The following is a 1,215-nucleotide window of genomic DNA, read 5'->3' on the forward strand; positions in this document are numbered from 1 at the left end:
GGTTTTTGGCTGGCATTTTTGTATTTATTGACTTAAATAATTTTTTATTATACCCTATTTAAATGCAGAACAGCTTATGCACTCGACCATTAATTAATACTCCTCATAAAAAACCGCGTCAGGGAGTTCTGACTCCAGCTCAAAAGAGAGCGAATAAGTCAAAGGCTCAAAAAATAATCTTTGTCGAGCATCTAATTAGATTATTAAAAATATGGAGAGTAGCATCAGAAAAATTTCGCTGAAAAACGAAAAATTACGAGAGAGTAATTTTGGTGGTATGTGGATTAGTAAGATGGCGAATAGGTGCGCTCGTTATGTGTCAATAAAAGTCCCTACAAACTGAAAAAAAAACAGTAAAATTTAGGTCATAAAATTGGGCAGTTTTTATCGATCGACCGTTGAAACCCTTATGTAAGCGTGGGTTTCTGACGGACGGTCCTTGCAGGAACCGTCCGCCAGAAACCAAGCGGGGAAAGGGATTGGAATTATGGGAGAGGTCTAAGAGCTATAAAGAAATTGCCAGATGGGTGGAAGAGAACTATCAAGTATCCGTCAAATATCAAACTTTACACAAGCAAATACGCTACCGAATGAAAGCCAAGTTAAAAGTTCCAAGGCGTTTGAGTAATAAAAAAGCTCCAGGAGTCGCAAGCGAGTTTAAAAAAAACTAGAAAAATTCCTGAAAGTAGCGTGCTGGTTGGATTCTGTCGGGCCAAATCCAGCAAAAAATGGTCTCAAATATTGGTGTCAAGATGAAACTAGAATTGGCTTAAAAACGATTGAAAGGAAAAAAATCACAGCCTGTGGAGTTAAACCAATAGGTAAAGTTCAGTGGAATTTTAAAGCTTACTATTTATACGGGGCGGTTGCCCCTCAAACCGGAGAAAATTTCTGGTTAGAGTTTTCACATCTTGATGGTCAATGTTTTCAAATATTCCTAGATAACCTAGCAGCAGAATATCCGGAGCATTTAAATGTTGTGCAACTGGATAATGGTAAGTTTCATCATAGTAGCCAGCTCAAAATCCCAGATAATATTTTACTGGTTTTTCAACCACCTGGAGCGTCCCGAATTGAATCCAATCGAGAGAGTATGGCAATATATAAAACAAGAATTGAGTTGGGGACTGTATGACAACTTCTGGGGGGGTGACAACCAGCCTGAAACCCAGAGGTGGTGAGGATTGAGCCAATGTGTGCTAAAAAAAGATAGGC

The 1,215-nt window shown here is 38.8% G+C and carries 2 protein-coding genes; both read left to right on the forward strand.

The features are described 5' to 3' along the window. The first annotated feature begins 62 nt into the window (after window positions 1-62). A complete protein-coding gene (locus tag QUA57_RS28535) occupies window positions 63-242 on the forward strand; it encodes a transposase family protein (RefSeq protein WP_333251570.1) in 180 nt (59 codons plus the stop codon). A gap of 455 nt (window positions 243-697) precedes the next feature. Beyond that, a complete protein-coding gene (locus QUA57_RS28540; protein WP_333251573.1) occupies window positions 698-1,135 on the forward strand; it encodes a transposase in 438 nt (145 codons plus the stop codon). Window positions 1,136-1,215: the final 80 nt, after the last annotated feature.

It is taken from the genome of Microcoleus sp. Pol7_B2 (genome assembly GCF_036701035.1).
Lineage (GTDB): Bacteria > Cyanobacteriota > Cyanobacteriia > Cyanobacteriales > Microcoleaceae > Microcoleus.